Source organism: Mesorhizobium sp. M0011 (assembly GCF_040324155.1).
Lineage (GTDB): Bacteria > Pseudomonadota > Alphaproteobacteria > Rhizobiales > Rhizobiaceae > Mesorhizobium.
Genome location: NZ_JAMYVQ010000012.1, coordinates 147,751 through 169,946 on the forward strand (window position 1 = coordinate 147,751; position 22,196 = coordinate 169,946).

At 61.4% G+C, this 22,196-nt stretch carries 18 protein-coding genes and 1 pseudogene; 7 read left to right on the forward strand and 12 right to left on the reverse strand.

Annotated elements, in window-relative coordinates; genetic code table 11:
- Positions 1 to 57 precede the first annotated feature (57 nt).
- Both NKK51_RS15840 and NKK51_RS15845 read left to right on the forward strand, forming a co-directional pair.
- Positions 58 to 1,290: a trans-sulfuration enzyme family protein gene (locus tag NKK51_RS15840; protein WP_352553840.1), complete on the forward strand. Its 1,233-nt coding sequence runs from the start codon at positions 58 to 60 to the stop codon at positions 1,288 to 1,290.
- Between the two features lie 52 nt (positions 1,291 to 1,342).
- Positions 1,343 to 2,245: a dihydrodipicolinate synthase family protein gene (locus NKK51_RS15845; protein WP_023685525.1), complete on the forward strand. Its 903-nt coding sequence runs from the start codon at positions 1,343 to 1,345 to the stop codon at positions 2,243 to 2,245.
- 113 nt (positions 2,246 to 2,358) lie between these two features.
- On the opposite strand, the gene NKK51_RS15850 is transcribed toward NKK51_RS15845, so the two are convergent.
- Both NKK51_RS15850 and NKK51_RS32420 read right to left on the reverse strand, forming a co-directional pair.
- Positions 2,359 to 2,631 (reverse strand): ATP dependent DNA ligase, encoded by a 273-nt coding sequence (locus NKK51_RS15850; protein WP_352553821.1) that lies wholly within the window; start codon positions 2,629 to 2,631, stop codon positions 2,359 to 2,361.
- Positions 2,632 to 2,771: 140 nt separating this feature from the next.
- A complete protein-coding gene (locus NKK51_RS32420) occupies positions 2,772 to 3,014 on the reverse strand; it encodes an ATP-dependent DNA ligase (protein ID WP_502895921.1) in 243 nt (80 codons plus the stop codon).
- A 392-nt stretch (positions 3,015 to 3,406) separates the two neighbouring features.
- Between NKK51_RS32420 and NKK51_RS15855 the strand changes: the two genes are divergently transcribed.
- The 3 genes from NKK51_RS15855 to NKK51_RS15865 all read left to right on the forward strand — a co-directional run bounded on the left by NKK51_RS15855 (position 3,407) and on the right by NKK51_RS15865 (position 9,283).
- Complete coding sequence (locus NKK51_RS15855) at positions 3,407 to 3,865, forward strand: (2Fe-2S)-binding protein (protein ID WP_023689394.1); 459 nt, start codon at positions 3,407 to 3,409, stop codon at positions 3,863 to 3,865.
- 3 nt (positions 3,866 to 3,868) lie between these two features.
- Entirely contained in the window at positions 3,869 to 6,079 is a 2,211-nt protein-coding gene (locus tag NKK51_RS15860; RefSeq protein ID WP_352553823.1) for a xanthine dehydrogenase family protein molybdopterin-binding subunit, read from the forward strand.
- Positions 6,080 to 7,219: 1,140 nt separating this feature from the next.
- The gene (locus tag NKK51_RS15865; protein ID WP_352553842.1) at positions 7,220 to 9,283 is read left to right on the forward strand and encodes a carbamoyltransferase family protein; all 2,064 of its coding nucleotides are present in this window, start codon (positions 7,220 to 7,222) and stop codon (positions 9,281 to 9,283) included.
- A gap of 115 nt (positions 9,284 to 9,398) precedes the next feature.
- On the opposite strand, the pseudogene NKK51_RS15870 reads toward NKK51_RS15865, so the two are convergent.
- The 3 genes and pseudogenes from NKK51_RS15870 to NKK51_RS15880 form a co-directional block, all read right to left on the reverse strand.
- Positions 9,399 to 10,060: pseudogene (locus tag NKK51_RS15870) on the reverse strand (transposase); the annotation flags it as partial.
- A gap of 817 nt (positions 10,061 to 10,877) precedes the next feature.
- Entirely contained in the window at positions 10,878 to 11,516 is a 639-nt protein-coding gene (locus tag NKK51_RS15875) for an FMN-binding negative transcriptional regulator (protein WP_352553825.1), read from the reverse strand.
- 49 nt (positions 11,517 to 11,565) lie between these two features.
- A complete protein-coding gene (locus tag NKK51_RS15880) occupies positions 11,566 to 12,210 on the reverse strand; it encodes a helix-turn-helix domain-containing protein (RefSeq protein WP_352553827.1) in 645 nt (214 codons plus the stop codon).
- Positions 12,211 to 12,299: 89 nt separating this feature from the next.
- On the opposite strand from NKK51_RS15880, the gene NKK51_RS15885 reads away from it, so the two are divergent.
- Together NKK51_RS15885 and NKK51_RS15890 are read left to right on the forward strand one after the other, a co-directional pair.
- A complete protein-coding gene (locus NKK51_RS15885; protein ID WP_352553829.1) occupies positions 12,300 to 13,445 on the forward strand; it encodes a trans-sulfuration enzyme family protein in 1,146 nt (381 codons plus the stop codon).
- A gap of 549 nt (positions 13,446 to 13,994) precedes the next feature.
- The gene (locus NKK51_RS15890) at positions 13,995 to 15,641 is read left to right on the forward strand and encodes an MFS transporter (RefSeq protein ID WP_023735793.1); all 1,647 of its coding nucleotides are present in this window, start codon (positions 13,995 to 13,997) and stop codon (positions 15,639 to 15,641) included.
- 159 nt (positions 15,642 to 15,800) lie between these two features.
- Here the strand turns inward: NKK51_RS15890 and rlxS are convergent, their stop codons facing one another.
- The 7 genes from rlxS to NKK51_RS15925 form a co-directional block, all read right to left on the reverse strand.
- Complete coding sequence (gene rlxS, locus NKK51_RS15895) at positions 15,801 to 17,771, reverse strand: relaxase/mobilization nuclease RlxS (RefSeq protein WP_352553831.1); 1,971 nt, start codon at positions 17,769 to 17,771, stop codon at positions 15,801 to 15,803.
- Between the two features lie 187 nt (positions 17,772 to 17,958).
- Complete coding sequence (locus NKK51_RS15900; RefSeq protein WP_352553833.1) at positions 17,959 to 18,645, reverse strand: lytic transglycosylase domain-containing protein; 687 nt, start codon at positions 18,643 to 18,645, stop codon at positions 17,959 to 17,961.
- Positions 18,633 to 19,181 carry a signal peptidase I gene (gene lepB, locus NKK51_RS15905; RefSeq protein ID WP_023762781.1) on the reverse strand — a complete coding sequence of 183 codons (549 nt, stop codon included), beginning with the start codon at positions 19,179 to 19,181 and terminating at the stop codon, positions 18,633 to 18,635. The genes NKK51_RS15900 and lepB overlap by 13 nt, the downstream gene beginning before the upstream one ends.
- Entirely contained in the window at positions 19,178 to 19,447 is a 270-nt protein-coding gene (locus NKK51_RS15910; RefSeq protein ID WP_023735797.1) for a helix-turn-helix transcriptional regulator, read from the reverse strand. Before NKK51_RS15910 ends, lepB begins: the two co-directional genes overlap by 4 nt.
- Before the next feature lie 169 nt (positions 19,448 to 19,616).
- Positions 19,617 to 19,940, reverse strand: a complete 324-nt coding sequence (locus NKK51_RS15915) for a DUF736 domain-containing protein (RefSeq protein WP_023762782.1) — start codon at positions 19,938 to 19,940, stop codon at positions 19,617 to 19,619.
- Positions 19,941 to 20,442: 502 nt separating this feature from the next.
- Positions 20,443 to 20,688 carry a hypothetical protein gene (locus NKK51_RS15920; protein ID WP_156934444.1) on the reverse strand — a complete coding sequence of 82 codons (246 nt, stop codon included), beginning with the start codon at positions 20,686 to 20,688 and terminating at the stop codon, positions 20,443 to 20,445.
- A gap of 370 nt (positions 20,689 to 21,058) precedes the next feature.
- Entirely contained in the window at positions 21,059 to 22,021 is a 963-nt protein-coding gene (locus tag NKK51_RS15925) for an ArdC family protein (protein WP_023766617.1), read from the reverse strand.
- Between the last annotated feature and the right edge of the window lie 175 nt (positions 22,022 to 22,196).

A 22,196-nucleotide genomic window follows, 5' to 3' on the forward strand; every position in this document is an offset into this window, starting at 1 on the left:
ACATTGGCCAGGTTGCCGTCAATCTTTCGGAACCCCAAGAGAGATCGCAGAGGCCGAATGACCAGCTCCCATCCATCCGAAACCGATGCTCCCACGGGATCGCTCAACCGCACCAGCCCCGGATTTGCCACCCGGGCGATCCATCATGGCTACGATCCGGCCGGCTTTTCCAATGCCGTCCAGCCGCCAGTGTTCCTGACGTCAACCTATGGGTTCGAAAGCGTGGCAGCAAACGATGCCGCCGCCGCCCTTGGTGGACGGCTCTATGCGCGCGAATACAATCCCACGACCGAGATCCTCGAGCAGCGGCTCGCGAATCTGGAAGGAGCCGAGGCGGGGCTGGTTGTTGCCTCGGGGATGGCGGCCTTCGGCACTCTGATCCTGTCGCTCCTGTCCCAGGGCGATGAACTCATCGTCCACAAGACGCTTTATGCGAACACGCTTGCCATGGTCGAACAGGCGGTCCCCCGCTTCGGCATCAAGGTCGTCGCGGTCGATCTGTCAAATCCCCACAATCTCGATGCTGCGATCACCGAGCGGACGCGGCTGGTTTTCTTCGAGACGCCGGTGAATCCGCTGAGCCGCATCCTCGACATAGCGGCAATTGCCGAGCGCGCTCACGCGCGCGGTGTAAGGGTTGCAGTCGACAGCACCTTCGCCTCGCCCGCGCTCCAGCGACCGCTTGAGCACGGGGCGGACATCGTGCTCCATTCGATGACCAAGTACATCAATGGTCATGGCGATGCCCTTGGCGGGGCGCTTCTCGGCGACGCCCAAACGCTCCGTACGCTGCATGAAACGGGCCTGCGCTACATCACCGGCGCAGCGCTCTCGCCCCTGTCAGCTTTCCTAATCCTGCGCGGTCTCAAGACGCTGACGCTGCGTATGGAACGGCACAGCGCCACAGCCCTTGCGGTGGCTCGGGCGCTGGAAGCGCACCCGGCGGTGGCATTTGTGAGTTATCCGTTCCTCGACTCGCACCCTGATCAGGTGACGGCGCGAAAACAGATGTCCAGCGGATCGGGCATGTTGGCCTTTGGCCTCCACGCTGGATACGAAGGAGCGCGCCGGATGATGGACCGGCTCAACCTGATCATTCGCGCCGTCAGCCTCGGCGATGCCGACAGCCTCATCTATCATCCAGCAAGCCTCACCCGTGCTCGGCAGCCGATCCGCAAGGATGCCCATTTGGCCGATGGAGTCGGCGAGGATCTCATGCGTCTCTCGGTGGGGCTTGAAGACGCTGATGACCTGATCGCCGATCTGCGGCGGGCTTTGGACGTCTTGTAATGACCTGGCGTGCGGCCATCTCTGCGCTCACACATAGATCTGGAGCCTTGCCATGGCATTCCTGAGCGGTCTTTCCGCGTTCCCCATCACCCCGACCAATCGTGACGGCCGCGTCGATAGCGTTGCCCTGCGCAGGCTGATTGCTCGGCTTGGCATTGCTCAGGTCGATTCCATCGGTCTTCTCGGCAGCACCGGCACATACATCTATCTGTCGCGCGAGCAACGGCGGCGGGCGCTCTCCGAGACCTTGGACCAAACGGCGGGGCAAATGCCGGTCGTGGTGGGTGTGGGCGCGCTGCGCACCGATGAAGCCGTGGGGCTCGCGCAAGACGCCAAGGCCCTTGGAGCAGCTGCGGGTTTGCTTGCCGCCGCCTCCTACACCCCGCTTACTGATGACGAGGTGTTCGATCATTTCTCCACTGTGGCGCGCGAAAGTGGCCTGCCGATCGTCGTCTACGACAATCCAGGAACGACGCATTTCCATTTCAGTCCACCCCTTGTCAGCCGCCTGGCAAAGGTGGCTGGGATCGTCGCCATCAAGAATCCGACAGACAAAAGCGATGCGATCAAGAACCACCTGACCGCCCAGAGGCGCACACTGCCGGAAGGGTTCTCGATTGGTTACAGCGGCGACTGGAACGCCGCCGAGGCCATGATCGCCGGCGCCGACACATGGTACAGCGTCCTCGCGGGCATCCTGCCCGAGGTCTGCATGACGATCGTCACAGCGGCGCAACAGGGCGATGCGGCCGAAGCGCGACGGATCAATGCCGCGCTGGTCCCGATCTGGAGCCTCTTCAAGGAGTTCTCGAGCCTTCGCGTCGTCTATGCACTCGCTGAATTGCTCGACGTTTGCAGTGCCGAACCCCCGCGTCCCATCCTGCCTCTGCCCCCAGCAGCGAAGCGCCAGATCGCCGCCGCGTTGAAAGGTTTGCCATCGGATGCCAGCCGGTGAACAGCAAACCCCGTTCGGCAAGTGAAAGGTATTTACCCGCTCATTTCGAGAACTGATCGAAAACAACGCACTCGGCGTGCTGATAGCCATGGCTGGAGCGGTCTCGACGCCAATCACACCCCTTCGAACTCGACAATCGACTGCGGAGGTACAGACTGCGCAGGGCACTCCGCCCATGCCGCACCGTTCGCCTTCAAACTAGGAATCGGTGGTTTATCCATTGGAATGGCATCGAGCCGGCGCTTTACTTCCGGCCCGGTGCGCGCATTGAAGCCGGTGCCAATGCCGCCGGCGAACACCAGATTTCCGTCCTCGACATTCGCCAGAGCACGCTTCCCGACCGCCGTAACTGTTGCCGGGTTCGCAGCCGATGACGATGAACTCATCACTCAGCACGCATTTTGTCTCACCCATTCTTAGCGCCAGCCGGATCGATATGGACTGACACGCAGCTTGGAGACGATGCCCTCGAGGCCGAACTGGGAGACTTGCGCGAGAATGTCGCTGCCGCCGCTGATCTCGTCGCTCAGAACGATGCCGTTTGGCGGCGTCTCAGCAGGTTAACTAGCGCTTTGCGCCGATCGACGAGTGGCCGATCGCGAAGACCCTCGCCGTCGATCTTGAGCAGGTCGAAGCCGGCAAGCATGGTCCTGACGTCTCCCGCCGTGGCCAAGAGCCCGCTGAAGACTGGGAATGCGCGACAAGCCTTCTGGTCAACGACGAACGCCTCACCGTCTATTATCGCGTCCGAGGCGCCGAGCTCGGCCACCGCCCGGGACGATAGCCGGAAACCTGAGGGTCCAGTCGTGGAGGTTGCGGGTCGAGGTAGGCCCCCATCGATAGTAGTCCCATTTCATCTCGTGTAGCCAATCAGGGCCCTGCCGGACGCGGCCGACCAGCGGTCGATGTTCGCGACGACCCGAATGTCCAGTCTCGTGTAACCCAGCCTAAAGCGGCCTGTCCGCCCAAAAAATGACATTCAGTTGCCTCCAGCCTTTCGACACGACCCACTTCACGATCTCGTAACTCGCCAACCTAGCGGCTTGTTGCTTGAGCTGCGCGTTCCTACGGTGTGGTCGCTAGGCCTCAGCAACAAGAGCTCGGTTGCCAGGCGGGCGGAGGCTCAACGAGATAGCCAGCTCAGGACAAGGAGAGCAAGCAATGGTCGCTTTTACCCTCAATGGCGAGGCGCGAACACTCGACGTCGATCCAGAGATGCCGCTGCTCTGGGCGGTCCGTGACGTCATCGGACTCACGGGAACGAAATTCGGTTGCGGGCTTGCCCAGTGCGGCGCTTGCACGGTTCACGTTAACGGCATGCCGACGCGCTCGTGCCAGACCGCAGTCGGCGACATCGAAGGAGCCTCGATCACCACCATTGAGGGTGTGTCGGGCAAGATAGGCGAAACGGTCCAGGCCGTGTGGGCCGAGTTCGACGTACCTCAATGCGGCTATTGCCAGTCTGGCCAGATCATGTCGGCCGTGGCCCTCCTTACAGAAACGCCTAAGCCGACGGACGATGATATTGATTCGGCGATGAGCGGCAACCTCTGCCGCTGCGCCACCTATCATCGCATCCGCGCGGCCATCCACGAGACCGCCAACCGGCTGGAGACTTGAGGCATGTCGCAGTTTCTCTCGAAGCATACTGCCGTGCGGCCCACGCGCCGCTGGTTCCTCGTCGGCGCGGGCGTCACCACCGGCGGCCTCGCAGTGGGCTACCGGCCAGTGCTGGCCGCGCCCGACATCGCACAAACGACCCCTGCAAAGGTTCAGGCGAACCCCTTCCAGACCTATGTCGAGATCACAAAGGAGAACCGAATCATCATCCACTCCTCGCAGTTCGAGATGGGACAAGGCTCCTATTTCGGCATCGCCACCCTGGTTATGGAAGAGCTCGACGGCGACTGGGCGCAGGTGGACGTGGTCGGCGGATATGGCAATACCGCGTTCTACGGCAATCTCGCCTGGGGCGGGGCCGCACAGGCAACTGGTGGCTCCACGTCGATGGGCTCGTCGTGGGAACGCTACCGCAAGGCGGGTGCTGCCGCACGGGCCTTGCTGGTGGCGGCCGCGGCGCAGCGGTGGGACGTGCCAGCCGGCGAGATCAAAGTCGCTTCCGGGGTCGTGTCGCACGCCTCAGGGATGCAGGCGCGCTACGGTGACCTGGCTGAAGCCGCAGCGGGAATGCCGGTTCCCGACGACGTGCCGCTAAAGCCGCGCGACAAGTGGGCCCAGATCGGATCGGACAGCCTCAAGCGCTACGATTCCGCCGGCAAGACCAACGGCGCGCAGACCTACACGATCGACCTCATGATGGAGGGACTCCAGACGGCCGTTATGATCCATCCGCCGAAGTTCGGCGCCGAGATCGAGAGCTTCGACGCAACCAAGGCCAAGGCACTCGACGGCATTGTCGATGTCGTCCAGACGCCGCGAGGCATTGCCGTGGTTGGCAGGGACACCTGGACGGCGCTGAAGGGCCGCGACCTCGTGGAGGTGACCTGGAACGAGGAGAAGGCCGAAGAGCGCGGCACGGCCGAGATCATGGCCGAATACAACAAGGCAGCAGACGATCTGGGCGCGGCCACCGCGCGCGACGACGGTAACACTCCCGCAGCGTTCGCCAGTGCTGAGAAAATCATCGAGGGGCACTACGAATTCCCCTATCTTGTCCATGCTTCGATCGAGCCACTCAACGCGGCCGCCCGAATCAACGAAGACGGCACCATCGACGTCTGGGGCGGACACCAGATGCCCGACCTTTATCAGGCGGCTGCCGCTCAGGTAGGCGGCACCACGCCGGACAAGGTGAGGCTGCACGTGATGAAGACCGGCGGCAGTTTCGGCCGCCGCGCGGTCTTGGATGCAGATGTCATTATCGAAGCTGTTTCCACAGCACGTGCACTGGGACGCGGCAAGCCAGTGAAGGTGCAGTGGACCCGCGAGAATGACATGCGGGGTGGGCGGTACCGGCCGGCCTATGTGCACGCAGTCAAGGCGGGGCTCGACAAGAAAGGCAATGTCGTCGCTCTCCATGACCACATCGTGGGCCAATCGGTCTTGGGCGGTTCGACCTCTGCGGCGATGATCAAGAACGGCATCGATCCAACCTCCGTAGAGGGCGCCACCAACCTGCCCTATGCGATCCCGAACCTGAAGGTCGAGCTGACCACCACGGACGTGAACATCCCGGTGCTGTGGTGGCGTTCGGTAGGCTCCACCCACACCGCTTACGCGGTGGAAACCCTGATCGATGAGCTCGCCGCCGCTGCGAACCGTGATCCGGTCGACTTCCGCTTGTCAATGCTCGGTCACCATCCACGGCATGCCGCCGTGCTTAAAGTGGCTGCTGAGAAGGCAGGCTGGGACAAGCCTCTGCCGGAAGGCCGTTTCCGCGGCGTGGCCCTGCATGAAAGCCTCTCGACCTATGTCGCCGATGTGGTGGAGATCACCCTCAACGATGAAAATGGTTTCAAGGTCGACCGCGTCGTCTGCGCGGTAGATTGCGGCACCGCGATAAATCCTGACCAGATTCGCGCTCAGATGGAGGGCGGTATCGGATTCGGGCTAGGTGCGATCCTCCAGGAGGAGCTGACCCTGAAGGGCGGTGTCGTAGACCAAGAGAACTACGATACCTATACACCGCTCAGGATCGAGCAGATGCCGCGAGTCGAGGTGCACATTGTGCCGTCCGAGGAGCCGCCCACGGGAGTTGGTGAGCCAGGTGTGCCGCCGATCGGCCCGGCCGTCGCCAACGCGCTACGGGCGGCGACGGGCAAGACTATCCGCAAGCTGCCGATTATAAAGAACATGTCAGGAATGACACCATGAAACAGCCGCGATGAAGATCGCGCCGTTTTCGAACGCCTCCTGACAGGCGCTCATTTCCATGGGTCAAATTCCGGCGGCTGCCCGCTCCAATATCCGGTTTGGAGACGGCACCCCGTGTTCTGAACGACCACAGACGGGCCTTGGCGCCGGTTCCACTGAAGAACCGCTTTCGAGACGCAAATGCGTCCACTCCATGAAGAGCACAACCGTATAGCACCAGGAAGGCTAGCTACCTCCATCGCTTCGGAGACCCAGGAACCCTCAGAAAACCGAACCTCCCGAGCTCAGAGGCGCTCGTGATCACAATCGCGCTGGTGCGTGGATCATTGTTCAAGGGTTTGTCAATAGGCAGGCGAGATGGCCGATCGACATGATCTTCGCCCGATGCCCTACAAACACAATGCCAGCCGCTGTCACGGAGTCGCGAAGACGAAGGCAATGAGGGTCGACGCCGATACTCATCGTTTGGTTGACAGAGCGCTTGGAATGCCATGCGCTTCACATCGGAGTAGCCATCCGGGAAGCCTGAAGCGCTTTGAAAACGCATGTGCTGCGGCTGTTATTCATAGCGTGGATGACTTTGATCAAAACAATCGATTTCATCACTCTTCCGGAATCGTGCATGGACAAAAAAGAGCCTCACGCACCAATCACACGCTGCTCTATCGCGTGACGAAAGCTGCCTTAGGAATAATCCAAAGGAGAAAATCTTCGATGCGCCCTGACGTGCAGTGGAGGTCGTGCCGAGAAAGTGAGTTGCAACTGGCCGACAATGTCGGGCGGTGCGACCATGGTCGCTTCGGAGAATGAAATCGGCCCAGTTCACGGGGGCGGTACTGTTATTCGTCGACGGCCGCCCTTCCCAAGAACAGGCGGCATCGCAAGTTGGTTCTGCCGATGAAAACGACATCGCCGGATACATGTCAGCAGCCGCTCAGGATTGGATGATCCAGCCAAGCTCTCGGCGTGATGGCACTGTAGGCGGCACAGTCGAAGCATCTCATTGATCGTTTATGAGGCTTTCTTCGATGCCGCTGATGCCTGACGGGCGGTCGCAGCTGCAGGCGACAACACGGCCTATTTAGTTGGAAACAGTCGAGGTAAGCCAATTTGGCTTCCCGTTACTATTTGGAGAAAGAAATGCTGTGCCTAGGAATCAGCGGCGGACTTGACCAAGTCCATGAAAACCGATTCGAGCGTTCGAACGCCTTTATGCACGATGGCGCCGCGGTGCTCGTCCGAGACGGAAAGGTGATAGCCGCCGTAGAAGAGGAACGCCTCAATCGAATCAAGCACTCGAACAAGCTGCCAAGTGGTTCGATTCAATACTGTCTCTCGACGGCCGGGGTTCAGCTCAGCGACATTGATCGTGTCGCGGTCTACGCCAGCGAGCCCTATGCCAACGCCATGCTTGAAGGTATGTCCGCTTCCCAACCGGACATTCTCTCCACTCCGTTGGATGCTAAAATGTTGGTTCAGAACCTGTTAGCGCGTGAGTTCGGCACTAAGTTGGACAGTTCGCGTATTTCATTCGTAGGTCATCATCAGGCGCACGCCGTGAGCGCCTTTGCAATGTCGGGCTTCGAACAAAGTCTCATTCTAGCGATTGATGGCTGTGGTGATTTCCTGTCGGGCCTTGTGGCGGTAGGGTCTGGCACAGAAATTACGCAAATCGAGGCTTTCCCGGAGGACAATTCTCTTGGGCTGTTTTATCTCGAGACGATCCGCTGTCTCGGCTACGGCATGTTCGACGAGTATAAGGTAATGGGACTCGCGCCCTATGGCGACCCCGCTCCCTATCGCGAGCTCTTCGAGCAGTTCTACGAGCTCTCCGCCAACGGTGGCTACCGTGTTCACCTCGACCGCATCGGTCCGGCGTTGCTCCGCAACATCGAGATCAGGCGAAAGGGAATGCCTTTCACCCAGCAGCATCGAGATGTGAGTGCGTCACTGCAGGAAGCGCTTGAGCGGATCGTGTTCCACATTCTCCGGCACCACCGTGAGGCCACCGGCATGAAGCGGTTGTGTCTGGCGGGAGGGGTAGCCCACAACTGCACGATGAACGGCAAGCTGCTGTATTCAGGGCTTTTCGAAGACATCTTCGTGCAACCCGCGTCTCACGACGCTGGCTGCGCATTGGGAGCTGCGCTGATAGTCTCTAACGAGATGGGCCGCCCCGCGCCGCGTGAGCGACTGCAGGAGGTCTATTGGGGTCCTGATCTCGGGAGCGACCGCGCCGTGGAACAGGAACTGAACGCATGGTCCGGACATCTCGAGGTTGAACGCTCTTATGACGTAGCGAGCAGTGCAGCCCACTGGATCACCAACGGCGCCGTGATCGGCTGGGTGCAGGGTCGTTCGGAGTTTGGGCCACGTGCGCTGGGCAACCGCAGCATTCTTGCCGACCCTCGGCCCGCTGCAAACAAGGACCGGATCAATGCCATGGTCAAGAAGCGCGAAGGCTATAGGCCTTTCGCACCATCTGTGCTGGAAGAGGATGCGAGCGAATTTTTCGACCTCCCGGACGGTAAACACGAATTTCCATTCATGAATTTCGTCGTTCGCGTGCGTGACTCAAAGCGCGCCTTGTTGGGTGCCATTACGCACGTCGACGGTACGGCTCGGCTGCAAACAGTATCGCGCGATGCCAACCCCGCTTACTGGGAGGTCATCAATGCGTTCAAGAAGCGGACAGGCACTCCAATTCTGCTCAATACGTCCTTTAACAACAATGCTGAACCGATCGTGGATACGGTTGCAGACGCGATTGCCACATTTTTGACGACAGAGCTGGATGGACTTGTGGTCGGGCCCTTCCTGGTAAAAAAACGGGCTGCAACGCTGCAGGATTGGACTGCGCTTTCGATTTCATTGCCTCCCTCAGTCTCCCTCCATCAAACCCGTGCTTACACAGCGCGAGATCATCAGGAGACTGTCTGCGAGATTATTCCGAACCACTCCAGCATTGACAGTGTGCGAATTTCAAACGACCTGTTTAATCTGCTGATGCGGATTGAGGGCGAAGCCGTGTTAAGCGATCACCTCAATATAATTGCGCCGGATCAAGCTGAGCATGAAGCTCTGATGGAGGACCTGCGAAGACTGTGGGAGCAGCGCCTGGTTCGGCTGCATCCCTCACAAGCTGCTCGGATGGATCATGGGTCCGATCAAACGCCGGACCAGCCTAATAGGCTATCAATGTGATAGAGATGCCGCTCAAGCTCGGCCAATCAATAGTGTTCATCGACCCCGCCTGCGAGCTCACCGCTGTGATTAGGGGGGTCGAGGTCGCCCTGGTCAGTATGCTTAGGAATGCTAGGGTCTGGCCTCGATATTGAGCGGACTTCTGTGTCGAGAGGTCCAGCCCGCAGAACTTTAGAAACTGGCGATGATGACCTAAGCGGCGAAGATCGCCGGCTTCGGCAATGACGGTCAATGCCTTGATCGATCCGATGCCCGGGATTTGTCGCAGGAGCTGGTAATCCTGGCTGTGCCGCAGCAGATCGTCGGCCTGTGCTTCGATCTCATTGCGGTGCCGGATCAGGCTGCGTGCTTCGTCAATGACCATCCGGAACATGCGAATGGCAGGCGCATCAAGTGGCAGTGGCAGTCCGATCGATGGGCGCGCCGTCTCGAAAATATCCATCAGAATCTGTGTCTTGCTGACCTTGCGGCCGACGGCATCCCAAGCTGCTGCCACAAACTCCTCCTTCGTCAGCGCCGTGATGCTTGCTGGGGTCGAAAAGGCATCGAGGAAGGCAAAGAACCAATCGCTGCGGCTGTTCCCCCGGAAGCGATCGATCTCGGGAAAATACAGCGGCAGGTAGTTGTCAGGATGCGGTGCTGGATCTCGGTCTTGGCCCTGGCGATCGCTTCATGTGTCTTCGACAGTTCCTGCACGTCGTTGATGCCGGCTCGCAGCGGATCATGGTAGACCTGCGTCGCCTGGATCCTGAGCATGTGTACGATCACCTGGGCATCGATCTTCTTGCCGAATATGACGCCGAAGGCCTCAAGAAGCCCAGGCATCTGTTCTCGATTTTGCCTACTAGGCTGACGAGAAGGTCGCGTGCCGACAGCAGCACCCGCACGACACAGGTGCCGTGGCTCTTGGTGCGAACCTGCTTAAACCATCCGGTCCGTCCGATCTGGCAAGGCCCGCCGCTCGTCGGGGCCCGATTTGTTCGGCATCATCGAGAGGGCGGCGCTTGACACGATCGGAAGTCCGCGCTTCGTTAACTCGTTCCAGAGCCAGACCGCAAGCGGTCACGGCTCCATGCCGATCCGCTCCGTCTCCGCAGTTCACAGTCCCGCCCGCATCTCCCGGTCGGGCCCGGGTAGCCATTGCGCTGCAAGGCGGGTCTGATCGCTAGGGCGGCGCCCGCCACCATCTCCATCATCGGTTCGGCGACATAGCCAATCATCTCCCGTAAGAGAAGTGCTTTCAGGCAAGTTCCGCAGGTTCAAGGAGATCGTTGACGGCGCCGCCACTTGGGAGCTGCGTCGAGTGCATGGTCGAGCTTGCCGCCCAAGGTACGTGGCTTCGAAACGCGTGCGATTGCGCCTCATTCAAGACCGGTAGCGGGTGGTCGCCGACATACAACGGGGCGCAGGCGACTGAAACGAACCCGTCGGCCACTACGGAGCAATCCTGCCGCCTGACCAGGCGCGTGGGAAAGTATCACAACGGTGACCACAGCGTCGCTTCAGGCCGTCAAAAGCTATTGCCGTGCGTCAAGGCAGGCTAGGTGACCCGTCGGAGGCCGGCACCAGCGGCTTTGTCCGGACAAGACAAATGCTATTGGGATTTGGCCGCCGCAGCCGCGAGCATCGCTTCTCCCATCGCAATGGCCCCTTGGGCACGCAGCATTTCATCAGGGTTCTGAATGTCGCGCAAGTCTTTGTTCTGGCTGAGTTTTGATTTTCCAACCAGGCCGGTGATCTCGATCTCCAGGGCGACGATTGCCTTAACCATCGTGTCGATGAAGTCCTTCGGCGCGTCGCCCATCTTCCACGGGGCAGGCTGCGAGGCTTCTTGCATATGAGTGAGCTTCGCCACGTTACGGCGTACATATCGCTCATCATCCCGGACAGTGATGCGTCCGTGGGCGTGGACGACGAGATAGTTCCACGTCGGCACCTGCTTGTGGAGTTCGTGCTTGCTTGGATACCAGTTCGGCGAGATGTAAGCGTCGGCCGCACGGAAGATTACGAGAACCTCATCGCCATTGGCGACTTCCTCCCAGACTGGGTTCTTGCGAGCGACATGGCAATTGAGAACGCCCTTGTCTCCCTTCGAGCGGTCAAGCTCGAAGGGGAGGTGGTTCGCGTCCAGTGTGCCTTTGCTTTGGGTGACGAGGATACCAAGCGGGTGTTTCTCGATAAGCTCGAACAGGGCGTTCTGATCAGGGACGGCAAAATGAGGCGGAACGTACAACGGTTTATCTCCTGTCGCGAATGTGCGGTTGCTAGTAATCGGCGGAGCCTTACGGAACGGGCTCCTGAATCTTCGCTGCCGTCGACGAGTGCCCCGGATCTCGGTGTCCACCACGCTCAAGAACCGCCATCGAGAAATGGGCGGGCACATCAGATGCCGCCGCGTATGAGTGCGGTTGGTCAGTGACAAGCCGCGCACTCTCGCCTTCGCTTAAAATGACCACATGGGTACCTACCACAACGCTCAGGGCACCCTGACTGACCGAGATCAACTCGCGCGTATCCGGACTATGAGCATCTGCGGAAAACACGTCGCCCGGCATAATGACCCAGCTCCACAATTCGAACATCGTGCGCCCCGAGGTCGATGAATGAAGTTGTGCAAAGCTTCCCTTGGCGCTTGTCCAAAGCGTCCTCGTCTCTGTCCGCTCAATAGGAAGGCGAACTGTGGAAGGATCGTCATTCAGCAAATCGGCCACGGAGAGCGAAAACGCCGCCGCCAGTCGGCAAAGTATGCCGATACTAGGGTTCGCCTTGCCTTGCTCCAGCGAGACGACGGTTCCCTTGGACAAGCCGCTCAGTTTTGCCAGGCGATCCAGGGTCAGATTTTGGTCGCGCCTCAAGTCTCGGATTCGAACAGCTATCGCTTGCCCAAGGACCTGCTCGGCATCAAAGGCTGTCGTAACATCGGTCATTATATTGACTTAGGACCTCGGCTCACCTATTGCGGTCAGTATAATGACCGGGGCGAAATTGCAACTGCCCGTTAGGAAGGAAATAACCGATGCGTTTTGATACGAAGGCGATCCACTGCGGCCGAGGGGTCGACGCGTCCACGGGGGCCGTATCCATGCCGCTGCACACCAGCACGACGTTCGAACGCGGTGTCAACGGGTCATTTCCGTCCGGCTTCGAATACACAAGGGATGGAAATCCTACACGCAATGCGTTCGAGGCGGCCATGGCGATGCTTGAGGGAGGGGAAGACGGCATCGCCTTCGCTTCGGGCATGGCCGCAATCGCTGCAGTTTTCGAGAGCCATCCGTCGGCGGGTCGGATCGTTCTGCCGGATGACATGTATTTCGGCATTCGTTCGCTGATCGAAGAGACCGACATTGGGTCTCGCTTCGACTTTGCCCCAGTCGACATGCGCGATTTGGACGCTTTGCGCGCCGCGGTGACATCGAAGCGGACTGGCCTCGTCTGGATCGAGACGCCGTCAAACCCGATGATCCGCGTTGTCGACATTGCGGCCATCTGCGCAATCGCGCACGAGGCCGGTGCCTTGGCGGTGGTGGACAACACCTGGGCCACCCCAGTGCTTCAACTGCCACTCGAAATCGGGGCAGACGCGGTAATGCACTCGGCGACAAAGTACATTGGCGGCCACTCGGATTTGATGGCCGGAGTAGTCATTGTCCCAAACGCGTCACCCCTCGGTCGCCCATTGCGGATGGTCCAGAAACACAAGGGCAGCGTTGCAGCGCCCTTCGACTGTTGGCTGGCGTTGCGGGGCCTGCAGACATTGCCGGTCCGCATGCGCGCCCATTGCGAAGGCGCCCAGAAAGTGGCCGAGGCCCTGGCGTCTCATCCGCGCGTCGAAAAAGTGCTCTTTCCTGGTCTGCAAACTGATCCGGGACACGATCTTGCTACGCGGCAAATGAGCCATTACGGAGCGATGCTATCCTTTATCGTCGAGGGCGGAGCCGATGCTGCAATGGCCGTGGCCGGCCGCCTGAAGATTGTTGTCCGGGCGACAAGCCTTGGCGGGACGCATTCTCTGATAGAGCATCGCGCATCCGTTGAAGGTGCGAAGTCCAAAGCGCCAGGCGGATTGCTGCGAATTTCTGTAGGGCTTGAACATCCTCAGGACATTATCGATGACCTGATGCAGGCCCTAGGCGAAACCTGCAAAGCGGGAGTCCAATGACGCGTGCAAGAACTCTGGCGCCGCTTTATGTGGCTGCCGGCGCAGCCGACGATCGGCAGAACAATGTTCCTGCTGAGCAGAACGCACGTCCTCTGGTGAACCGCTATCGCCGTGTCGCATCGTCTCGGGCGCGTGGTCGCATGGGTGATGAACGTCTTCGGGTTTCTGGACGATGGCCACGCGCTCGACCGGAAGCGGAAATACCCAGATTTGCCGTTGACCTACTGCTGCTCGACCTCGTCGGAGATCGCGTTCAACAGATGGGATGGATGTGCTGGCACTACGGCAGTTTGACAAGCCGGCCATCGGGGCGCTAGCACCGTCCAAAGCCAAGAGTCGCAGGGCAGAACCGACCGCACCAAGCGGGCTGCGGGACCCATCAGCTAACGGCCAGGTTGGTACCTCAACGCGCATCAGCACCGTGGATGCGACATTGTCCTTGTTGCGAGCGCGATCTCGGAACTTCGTTGTGACGCAGTCTGTGCAGAGAGCGCACCGCTGGTAAGCAAAATGAGCGGAAGAACGACACCCAGTGGAGGTGAAGAAGTGATGCGGCGTCAAGATCCTCCGCGCTTTGCGGCAAACACACTGATCCCTCTTCACAACCCGGTCTTTCGTTCTATCTGGACAGCCACGCAGATATCCAGCCTTGGCTGGCTGGTGCAGAGCGTGGCTATAAGCTGGCTCATGGCCACGATTTCAGCCTCCGATCTGATGGTTGCGCTCGTACAGGCTGCATCGACACTGCCCGCGTTCTTCTTGTCGATCCTTGCTGGAGCCATTGCAGACAGCTTCAGCCGCCGTGGCGTGATGCTTGCCGGACACTGCCTGATCGCACTGGCATCCACGGCGCTGGCACTCTCTGTGGGACTGGGCTTTGCTAGTCCATGGCTAATCCTGGGACTGAGTTTCTTGGCCGGATGCGGCTTTGCCTTGAACGATCCAGCCTGGCACGCCTCGGTCGGCGATATCCTGGAAAAGCGCGACATACCCGCTGCAGTGACGCTGATGTCGGTGGGGTACAACGTGGTTCGCAGCATAGGACCGGCGCTGGGCGGTGTAATCTTAGCTTTGCTGGGCCCCCTTACGGCTTTCGCCCTCGCTGCGCTAAGTGACCTGGTCCCGTTGAGCGCTGTTCTGCGCTCACAATGGCAAGTTCGCTCTTCGCCTCTTCCGCGCGAGCGGATGACTACGGCCATTCATGATGGCATGCGATTCACGGCGATATCCTCAGAGATCAGAGTGGCGATCGTGCGTGCAACCCTGTTCGGGCTATCAAGCATCTCGATCCTTGCTTTGCTCCCCCTCCTGGTTCGCGACCAGCTGGCGGGAGGGCCAATTGTGTACGGCGTGCTATTGGCCGGCTTCGGCACAGGCGCCTTCATCGCCGGCATTGGCAGCAGCTACTTGAGACGCATCACGTCCCAGAACCGATTGATCACGCTCGCATCCGTTGCTTGCGCAACGTGCTGCCTTTTGATGGCCCTCACATCGTCGGTGGCTGTGGCGGCGATCGCGCTTGCAATCGGTGGCGCTGGCTGGGTTGTCACCTGGACCGGAACCGACGTGTGTGTGCAGTTGGCAAGCCCAAGGTGGGTCGTTGGTCGCACCCTGTCCATCTATTACGCCCTGACCTACGGCGGCATGGCAGCGGGTAGCTGGATCTGGGGTGCTGTCGCGCAGTACTATTCGCTGACGTGGGCTTTGGAAGGCGCTGCAGCGGCACTGTTGCTGGTCGCGGCTGTGGGAAAGCTATTGCCGGTGCGGCTATGGGAGGAATCGGATCAAGCGGCCGTCGACTTCAGGCCACCAGAACTGGCCCTCCCTTTGAAGCCCAGGAGCGGTCCGATCGTGATCAAGATGGAGTACTCGATACTCGAGGAGAGTATCGATGAATTTCTGAGCTGCATGCGCGAAAGGCGGCGCGTTCAGAGCCGCGCCGGTGCGCGGGACTGGACCCTCCAGCGCGACCTTCAGAAGTCGACGCTTTGGACCGAGACATTCCGCACGCCGACATGGACGGACTATCTTCGTCTAAACCATCGGCTAACGGTGAATGACAGGGAGGTAGGCGAGCGCCTTGCCGCTCTGCACATGGGTGATTCTCCGCCTCGCATCTCACTTTCCATCGAGCGGTCGACAAGCCCCGCCTCCGACAGCCAAGTCCAGCCTGTGCCTTTTGTATCGCGCCCGTGAGAAAACCAAGGCTTGTCTGGGCTTGGACACGGAACGAGCTACTCCTTAATGCAGAACACTGACTCTCCGCCAAATGAATGCTGCGAGCAAGCAGCAGGCGGAGGAACTCCGTCTGGGCTGAGTATGTGTTTCAACGCGGACAAATAAATTGTAGCCAGTTCACGAAACGCCGGGCCCGCTCCTCTGGCGTCCGATCGTCCAGGAAATCCCCTCGGCGCGCACCACGCCAGACACCTCCTTACCGATATGATGCTCAAGCACCGGCCGCCAAGGCACCAGCGTGAACTCGCGCGATTTCTCGATGACACCGTATTTTCCGCCGGCGAGCTCGACGCAGCAGCGCAGCGTTCCGTCTATTCGATTGCCATGCTGCGCTTCAGAATACGAGAGCCCGAGTTCGTCCGAGAGCTGACTGGCAACACGGTTCAGCTCTCGTTGGCGCAGCATTGAAAGCATGTTGGCGCGATAGATGACCCGATCCTGCGCATCATGGGCAAGACCTTGCGCGATCAGCCACTGCTGTCGGCGGGCCTGGATCTGACGTACTTCGCGACCGAAGCCAGAGTCGCGCAAGGACTCAGGGTGGGCTGATACCAGCTCCTGGTCGATCCATGTGGCGCCGTCGAAGCCTACTTGGCTCTCCAGCGGCATTGATGAGAGCTTGTCGACGACAACAGGCTGGGCCCTCGCTCGCTGACGCTCGTAATCCGCGACGCGGTTGAGATGGTCGGGCGCGACTGTCCATGTGCCGTCCGGCTCGCGCTCGACGCCACCGGTCGCACGGCGGATCGCCTCCAGTCGCCGCACGTGCGTTTCGGCAAAGCGTTCAGTGGCCGAGGGGTCATGCTTGAGATGGATATCGATGCTGTAGCGCCCGTCGTTGACCGTGGCGATGCCGGCAATTGTGCGGTCGACTTTTCTTGGCCCGGTGTCCCTCGGCCTGACCCGCACTATGCAGCCCTCTGGTGTCGGTTGGGTGGCCTCGCCTTTGCCGATATCAAAATAGTGGCTTTTGCCGTCCACGCCGTCGACGACGAGGTAATGGCGGTCAGTGATTTCGTCGGCCAGCCCGCGCCCGACGACACGTCCGACCACGGTTTGAGCCGACCCGTCGCATCGATCGTGGATAAGATGGTCGGCGGCACTGCGGACGAGCCCCTTGCCGGTCAGCTCGCGATGGATGGTCTTGACGATGTCGCCGCGCGCGCCGATGCGGCGTAGCGTAGCTTCGAGCTCATCCTCCAGGCGCCAGCGACCGGCAGGCATCTCCTCGGCGAGGCCCATCCGCTCGAGCTTGCGCAGGCGGCCCTGGTGCAGCGTCTGGCGAAAGGTGTCTCGGCTGGCCGGTGAGACACACCCCTCATCGTCGCGCATGCGCATCAGCTGCCGGTCGATGCTGGTGAAGCGTTCCTGATCCATCTCCTGGCGCAAGCGCTGCTTGATCTCGCGGTCGGTGCGCGGGCCAAGGTCGAGGCTAACCAGTTCGGCTGCGCGCTCGCGCAAGCCAGAGGAGATGTAGTCCCGCGCTATGACGAGGTTTTCGCCGTGATCATCCCTGCCGCGCACGATGATGTGGGTGTGAGGATGGCCGGTGTTGAAATGGTCGACGGCCACCCAGTCTAGCCTGGTGCCGAGGTCTTCTTCCATTTGCGCCATGAGGCGCCGGGTGAGCGGCTTCAGGTCATCATACTCGATTCCGTCTTCAGGGGCGACGATGAAGCGGAACTGATGACGGTCACCGTTCGCGCGATCGAGAAAGGCCCTGCCGTCCGCGTGGTCATTGTCGGCAGCGTAGAGCTCGCCACGCTCGCCTTCTCGGGTGACGCCGTCGCGCTGGAGGTAGCGGAGGTGCGCACGAGCCCCGTCGACTCCCTTGCCGGCCAGCTTGACGATGCGTGCCTTGACGACTGCGCGCCGCTGCCGAAACGCCGCGTGGCGGTCGCGCGCTCTAAGAACGGCGGCAGCGGCCCCGCCGCGCCCCACCCGGCTTCCGATGAAGCGGCTGCCGCGTCCGCTCCTGCCGCCTGCTCGGTTGACCGCGGCCTGCACCTGGCCAGCGTAGCGTTTGCCCGCCTTCGAGCCGCGCGAGCCAATTTTGCCGAGCTTCGGCGTGAATTCGTCATCCTGCATGCGGCCTCCGATGAGCCAGCAGCAATTTCAGAGGCTTGCCCGCCAGACCCTCCTGGACCCGGAGGCAACCTCCTGGGAAAACGATGTGAAGACAAACACTTCGCCGCCTCCAGGAGGCGCTGCCTTTATCTTGCCTTCCGCGCACATGCCCCCCTGGCCCCCGCCCGAACCACGCTAGCCGCTGCCCTCACCTGCGATCCGGCCGGCCTGATCTTGCTCGCTCCGATCCGAGCGGCACCAGGAGTTGGCCATTCGGGCCGGTCACGGAAACACCGTTTCGGAGAAAAAACAGCGACTGCCCGGACGGGATGCCCGGCGCGCTTTTGGAACGGGATTTGCCGGTGAGCGCGTCCATATCGGCGGCCGAAATGCCCGCCGCCTTGATCTCTTCCAGATACGAAACCGTCTCGCTGGGCAGCGGTCGCCCGCGCTGCAAATGCTGCTCGTAGCGCTCCGGCCCGGCGTTATAGGCTGCAAACAGGCCTGGAAATCCGAAGCGGTCATACATGGCGCGCAGATAGGCAGTGCCTGCCAGAATGTTGTCGCGAGGGTCGTGCGGGACGGCTCCGAGGCCGAGCTCTGCGCGCAACTCCTCGTAGGTGTCTGGCATCACCTGCATGAGGCCAATGGCGCCGGCGCTCGACGTGACCGGCCGCCCATTGAGCGTCGTCTGCCCCCGGCTTTCGGCATCCATGACGGCATAAATCCAGGTCTGTGGAATGCTGAAACGCCGGCTTGCTTCGGCTACGAAGGGCTGCCATCTTGCAAGCTGCGGACTATGGGAGATGACGACCGGCTTCGTGTTGGTCGCGGCGGAACAGGAGCATGGTGCGAGACACGCCATGCTCAGCATAAGGAGGGTCACTCGGTCCATAGCGGCACGAGCCTCCCGATGATGTTTTCGGTCGGCACCGGCCCGAAATAGCGGCTGTCGAACGAGCGATCTTTATCGCTGCCGAGCAGGAAAACCTCGTCGGCGGCGAGTTTTCGGCATGCATTCCACCAAGGCAGCGGACGGTGCTGCGTGTCGGTTGCAAGCCGGCGCGCGGCTATCTCGCCGCCGATGATGATGGCGTCGCCAAAGGTGCAGACATGCTCGCCGGGCAGCGCCGCAAGGCGCTTGACCAGCGGCACGTTGCTGGGCAGATAGAAGCGTTCGGCGGCGAGATCGGCAACCGGTCTTGGTGGGCGGACGAGTACGAGATCACCACGAGCGGGCGATCTGGATGCGACGCGATAGAGGCCGACCGGCGCACTCGCCGAGGCGTTCCAGACCAGCCAGGGCGATGGTTTGCCGAAGGCGGCGAAGCCGATCAGGCCAAGTCCGATTGTGGCAACTACGATCGTCTTGCGGGCTCGAATGCGCCGCAGATGGCTGCCGATCAGACGGATGGTGGGACGCCGGCTCATGAGCGGCCTCCCTCACCGGCCGAGCCGGATTCGTGCGCGCCATCCTCGGGCGCGGTCTCCTGCGCGTGCCCCTTCGACCAGTCGTCGAGTTCGTCGATGTGATAGCGGACATAGCGGCCGTGCTTGCGGAATTGTGGGCCACCGCCTTTGAGGCGCATCTTCTCCAGCGTGCGCTGGGACAGCCCGATATAGAAGGCCGCCTGCGCGGTGTTGAGAAACGGACTGCCCTTCTTGGCGCGGGCTGCGCGTTCGTTTTCGTCGTCCATGATGATCCTCGGTTCGTTACGGGCAAGCGAGGCGAGGATCGGCGAGCGAGATCGTTTTGGGGACGGGCGAAGAGTGGGGGGCGAGTTTTCGCCGCCCCTTCGGCGGCCTCACCGGTCCTGAGAGAGGCCCTGCGCCGGTTGGCGGCGCAGGGCTTTGCGGGTCGGCCGGTCAGTCGACCGGGTTCCAGATGATGGCGTAAGTGTCGTCGTCATCCTGGCCGGCGGCGCGGCCCAGATTGGCGTAGAGCTTGCGCGGGCCAAACTCGGGGGCCGCAATCGACAGGCTCACATAGTCCTTGCCGGAGGTCTCGCCGGTGCGGATCCAGGCCGCACCCACTTCGACCCCTTGCGTCAGCACCCGGAAGTCGGGATGGGTGTCGGCGCTCTTTGCCTGATTGGGCACGATGTCGATGTCGGCGCGGACGCTGAGCGTCTTGAGCTGGCCCTTGTAGCCGCCGTTTTCCTGTTTGGTGACGTATCCGATTGCGGTCATTTTCAGTCTCCTCTTGGTGCTCGCAGGGGACCATTCCCCTGCGATGGCGGACCGTGATGGGCGCGTCCGGATCGCCGGAACCGGCACGGCCGCAGCGATAGCGGAGGACCCGAGCGGGGAGTTTTTTTGAAGCGAAGCGGCGCGAGGAAGCCGCCGCAGGCGGCGGGGAAAAAAGCTGCCGGCGAGGGTTTCGGGCGGGCCGGATCCGCCCATAGGTCGTCAAGCCAGGCGCAGGGGAATGGTCCCTGAGACACAATGGCGAGAGGGTGCGCGATCGGGGGCACAATAAGCAGGCGGCACTATGCAGGGGGCCGGCGGCGCAGGCTCTCTCGGTAATCGGATGTACAATTGGCGCCATGCGCCTGGCGCCTCAGCAAGCAATGCGGGCCGGTGCGGGGCTGCCCAAATGGGGGCGAATTGGCGTTGGAATTTATCGCACGCGGCACTGGCTCGGCAAGACGATCAATCGGAGCCGGCGCGGCCCGGAGCGGCGCGCGCGTCCTCAGCGGCAGTACTCGAGAAAACGCCGCTCGGGCCCTGATCGACTATTCGCCACGAACAGCGACTGCTTCCTTGCGCACAGATCGGCGAATAGGAAGGCCTCGCGGCTGGTGTAGCTTTCGGCCGGGAATTTCACCCAGCGCGGCAGCCAGGCCTCAAGCTGAGGCGGCTTCTCGATGTTCTTGCCGCCGATCTCGGTGAGCATCGAATCGGCGATTTCCTCGTCGCGCAAGCGATCGAAAGGCATCGTCCGGTTGCCACCATATGCCCACGACGCGCACGAGATTATCGTCGCCGAGCGCCCACCTTGCGCGCGAACATGCCGGCGGCAGCAAGGGGTCGCGATTGCCGCCGGCCACCACGCTATTCTCGGTCCGGTGATCCGAGCAGGGCCAACAGCTTGTGCCGCATTTGCCGAATGCGGCGTCAGCCTTGCAGCCGACAAGGATGGCAGTCACCGTCTCGTTGGCTGCGCGCTGCGACCCGGGGCGCACCTTGGCGATGCAGATCGGCATAGTTCTGCATCGGGGCGGGTGAGTCCCGGGCGCCGTCGGGAATGGGCATCTCCTCGCTATCCGGCGTCGGCTCGGTCGTGGCCAGTTGAGCATCGGGCATCGTCATGCCGCAGTCCCTTCTTGCGCCTCGCCTTCCGCATCGGCCTGAAGGCCAAGCAGGAAATCGGCGGCCTTCGAAGCGAGGCTGGCGGCACGGAAAATGGCGCGGTTGTCCTCGCGCAGCACCTTCAGCCATGAGCCGATGTAATCGGCGTGACGCACGGTCGGCTCGATGCCGAGATTGCTGCAGACGAAGGCGGCAGTGATTTCGGCGACCAATTCTTCACGCGCGTAAGCCTTGGAGCCGAAGGAGCCGGAGAGGTCGCGAGCAAGCCGCGTCGGGTGGCCGGTCCAGTGGCCAAGCTCGTGAAAGCAGGTCCGGTAATAGTCGATCTGCTGATGGAACGCCGGCTGCGGCGGCACCTGAATGTGGTCGCTGCCCGGCATGTAGAAAGCGCGATCGCCGCCGACCCTGAAATCCGCACCACTGGCGCGAATCAGCGTTTCGGCCTGCGGCGCGATCTCGCACTGAGGCAGCGGCTCGGCGGGGGCATGGAGGTGTTCCGGAAGATTGTCGCACTGCGCGACATTAAAGACGGTAAAGCGCTTCAGAAAAGGCACGGCCTGTGGTGCATCGCCCTCGTGGCGTGCGCGCTCCTTCTCGTCCTTGGGGACAAAGCGGTCGGCATGCACGATGGTCGTGCCGCGCTCGCCTTTCCTGACATTGCCGCCCAGGGCAAGCGCCTGCCGGAAGGTCAGCCAATTCTGGCTGGGATAGCTGCGCTCGATGACGGCGCCCCACAGGATGAGGATATTGATGCCGGAATAGCTGCGCCCCGTGGACGCATTCCTCGGCAGGCCGAGGCCTGCTTTTGCGCTGCCCCATGGCTTGACCCATGGCACGGTACCGCGCTCCAGCTCGGCAATGATGCGGTCGGTGATCTCCTGATAGAGGCTGGCGCCCGGGCGCCTGCCCTTGCCTGCGCCAGCCTCTCCGCTGGTGGTACGCTTGCTGTTTGCACGCATGTGTTATCCTCCGCTCACCAATCGCCGCGCCTTTCCCCGGAAGCGGGGTGGGCGGCGAGTCGCGACCGGAAGGGCCCGCCCAGTAGGCGGACCGCATCCGAAGGACCGGAACGAAGAGGAGGACCCTGAGCGGCACGCGAAGGGTTGCGGGCTGCCGCAGCGGGTCTAGAAGGGA

What these genes read in the sequence shown, in the direction of transcription:
- NKK51_RS15840 (WP_352553840.1), top strand. Translation starts at nt 58, where the DNA reads ATGACCAGCTCCCATCCATCCGAAACCGATGCTCCCACGGGATCGCTC.
- NKK51_RS15845 (WP_023685525.1), top strand. Translation starts at nt 1,343, where the DNA reads ATGGCATTCCTGAGCGGTCTTTCCGCGTTCCCCATCACCCCGACCAAT.
- NKK51_RS15850 (WP_352553821.1), bottom strand. Translation starts at nt 2,631, where the DNA reads ATGAGTTCATCGTCATCGGCTGCGAACCCGGCAACAGTTACGGCGGTC.
- NKK51_RS15855 (WP_023689394.1), top strand. Translation starts at nt 3,407, where the DNA reads ATGGTCGCTTTTACCCTCAATGGCGAGGCGCGAACACTCGACGTCGAT.
- NKK51_RS15860 (WP_352553823.1), top strand. Translation starts at nt 3,869, where the DNA reads ATGTCGCAGTTTCTCTCGAAGCATACTGCCGTGCGGCCCACGCGCCGC.
- NKK51_RS15865 (WP_352553842.1), top strand. Translation starts at nt 7,220, where the DNA reads ATGCTGTGCCTAGGAATCAGCGGCGGACTTGACCAAGTCCATGAAAAC.
- NKK51_RS15880 (WP_352553827.1), bottom strand. Translation starts at nt 12,210, where the DNA reads ATGACCGATGTTACGACAGCCTTTGATGCCGAGCAGGTCCTTGGGCAA.
- NKK51_RS15885 (WP_352553829.1), top strand. Translation starts at nt 12,300, where the DNA reads ATGCGTTTTGATACGAAGGCGATCCACTGCGGCCGAGGGGTCGACGCG.
- NKK51_RS15890 (WP_023735793.1), top strand. Translation starts at nt 13,995, where the DNA reads ATGCGGCGTCAAGATCCTCCGCGCTTTGCGGCAAACACACTGATCCCT.
- rlxS (WP_352553831.1), bottom strand. Translation starts at nt 17,771, where the DNA reads ATGCAGGATGACGAATTCACGCCGAAGCTCGGCAAAATTGGCTCGCGC.
- NKK51_RS15900 (WP_352553833.1), bottom strand. Translation starts at nt 18,645, where the DNA reads ATGGACCGAGTGACCCTCCTTATGCTGAGCATGGCGTGTCTCGCACCA.
- lepB (WP_023762781.1), bottom strand. Translation starts at nt 19,181, where the DNA reads ATGAGCCGGCGTCCCACCATCCGTCTGATCGGCAGCCATCTGCGGCGC.
- NKK51_RS15910 (WP_023735797.1), bottom strand. Translation starts at nt 19,447, where the DNA reads ATGGACGACGAAAACGAACGCGCAGCCCGCGCCAAGAAGGGCAGTCCG.
- NKK51_RS15915 (WP_023762782.1), bottom strand. Translation starts at nt 19,940, where the DNA reads ATGACCGCAATCGGATACGTCACCAAACAGGAAAACGGCGGCTACAAG.
- NKK51_RS15920 (WP_156934444.1), bottom strand. Translation starts at nt 20,688, where the DNA reads ATGCCTTTCGATCGCTTGCGCGACGAGGAAATCGCCGATTCGATGCTC.
- NKK51_RS15925 (WP_023766617.1), bottom strand. Translation starts at nt 22,021, where the DNA reads ATGCGTGCAAACAGCAAGCGTACCACCAGCGGAGAGGCTGGCGCAGGC.